The organism is Neisseria sp. P0022.S010 (assembly GCF_051956635.1).
In genome coordinates this window covers 1-1974 of the sequence record NZ_JBQCXF010000545.1, presented here as the reverse complement: position 1 = coordinate 1974, position 1974 = coordinate 1, and the positions used below count along the sequence as shown (strand labels likewise).

3 protein-coding genes are annotated in these 1974 nt (G+C 52.2%); all 3 read right to left on the bottom strand.

Features of this window, described 5'->3' with window-relative positions; all coding sequences use genetic code 11:
* A partial coding sequence (gene nuoI / locus ACTHUT_RS19210; protein ID WP_440419433.1) for an NADH-quinone oxidoreductase subunit NuoI occupies nt 1-301 on the bottom strand: 301 nt, incomplete at its 3' end.
* Between the two features lie 54 nt (nt 302-355).
* Nucleotides 356-751, bottom strand: a complete 396-nt coding sequence (locus ACTHUT_RS19205; RefSeq protein ID WP_003686531.1) for a GFA family protein — start codon at nt 749-751, stop codon at nt 356-358.
* 75 nt (nt 752-826) lie between these two features.
* Nucleotides 827-1903 (bottom strand): NADH-quinone oxidoreductase subunit NuoH, encoded by a 1077-nt coding sequence (gene nuoH, locus ACTHUT_RS19200; protein ID WP_002216340.1) that lies wholly within the window; start codon nt 1901-1903, stop codon nt 827-829.
* Nucleotides 1904-1974: the final 71 nt, after the last annotated feature.

Below are 1974 nucleotides of genomic sequence, written 5' to 3'. Positions count from 1 at the left end.
AGATGCACTTGGTCAGGTCGATGTCGTAACGCTTGGTGCGGCGGGTGCCGTCTTCGCGTTCTTCCGATTCGATGTTAATCGCCATTGCCGGACAAACTGCCTCACACAATTTACACGCAATACAGCGTTCTTCGCCGTTCGGATAGCGGCGTTGGGCGTGTAGGCCGCGGAAACGCACGGATTGCGGCGTTTTTTCTTCAGGGAAGTAAATCGTGTCTTTGCGGGCAAAAAAGTTTTTGAGCGTTACGCCCATGCCTTTCACCAATTCGCCCAGCAGGAAGGTTTTTACTAAATTAGCCATTTTCGGATGCTCTTTTCGGATTGTTCTGTTTACAGGCCGTCTGAAAGCGGTTTTTTAACCTGCCGCGCCCACCATTTCTAAAAACTCTGCTTCGGTCAGCTTCGGGGTATCGTTGGCCAAGTCGTAATACGGAGCTTTGCAATCGATAAAGATTTGCGAAGTGGTTTCAAAGCCCGCGTTGTCGGCAAACAGCCCGGCGTTGATGTAATAATCGTTGCCAACTTTCACAAACAGATGTGTGCCGCAGTGTTTGCAAAAACAGCGTTGCGCCCATTCGGACGACTGATAATGCGCAATGTGTTCGCTGCCTGTAATTTCAGGCGACTGGGCGGCCAAAGTAAAAGACGCGCCGCCGCCCCATACGCGACATTTTCCGCAATGGCAGGCGTGGAGTTCGCGGTTTTCGGCGGTTTCCAGTGATACTGCGCCACACAGGCATTGAGCTTTCATTAGGTTCTCTCGGTTTGAAACGGTTAAAAATTTGGGTTATAGGCTACCTGAAAACTTTCAGACGGCCTCCCTGCCCTATTTCCACAAATTCAGCGGTGAAATCATCCACACGCCCAAAATCACGATGTAGGCGAAGCCGATCGGAATCAGCACTTTCCAGCCCAAACGCATGATTTGGTCGTAACGGTAGCGCGGGAAGGTTGCACGGATCCACAGATACCAGTACAGCACCGCCGCCATTTTCACAAACATCCAGAATGCGGAAGGCGTACCGATAAAGCCCCAGCTTTGCGGGAACGGAGACAACCAGCCGCCGAGGAACATCAGCGATGTCAGCGCGGCAATCAGAATCATGAAAATGTATTCGGCGAGGAAGAACAGCGCGAATGCGAAGCCGGAGTATTCAACGTGGTGACCGGCAACGATTTCGGACTCGCCCTCTGCTACGTCAAACGGTGCGCGGTTGGTTTCGGCAACGGCGGAAATCAGATAAACGATGAAGATAGGGAAGAGCGGCAGCCAGTTCCAAGAGAATACCGAGCCGCCGGCAATACCTTTGGCTTGTGCGGCAACGATGTCGGAGAAGTTCATGCTGCCCGATACCATCACGACGCACACCAGCGCGGCACTCATGGCAATCTCGTAGGAAATGCTTTGCGCGGAAGCACGCATTGCGCCCAAGAATGAATATTTGGAGTTGGAAGCCCAGCCCGCGATGATCACGCCGTAAACCGATAGCGAGGTAATCATCAGGATGTACAAAAGGCCGATATTGATGTTGGTCAGCACCCATTCTTCGTTGAACGGAATCACTGCCCATGCCGCAAAAGACGGAGCAAGCGACATAATCGGGCCGATATAGAATAAGGCTTTGTTTGACAGCTTCGGACGGGTTACCTCTTTAAACAAGAGTTTGAACACGTCGGCAAACGGCTGAATCAGACCCCACGGGCCGGTTACGTTCGGACCGACACGAAGCTGCATAAAGCCGATGACTTTACGTTCGAAATACGTCAGGTAGGCAACGGTCAGAATCAGCGGAATCAGGATAATCACGATTTTGACGATGACGGATACCACCAAGCCTACGGTGATGCCCAAATCGCCCAGACCGAGCGTTGCGGCAAAGAGGTTTTGGAACCATTCTTGCATGATCAAGCTCCCGCCAGTTCAATAGTGTCCATCAACGCACCCAGCGCGGCATTTTCGGTATGCAGCGGCAG

What these genes read in the sequence shown, in the direction of transcription:
- ACTHUT_RS19205 (WP_003686531.1), bottom strand. Translation starts at nt 751, where the DNA reads ATGAAAGCTCAATGCCTGTGTGGCGCAGTATCACTGGAAACCGCCGAA.
- nuoH (WP_002216340.1), bottom strand. Translation starts at nt 1,903, where the DNA reads ATGCAAGAATGGTTCCAAAACCTCTTTGCCGCAACGCTCGGTCTGGGC.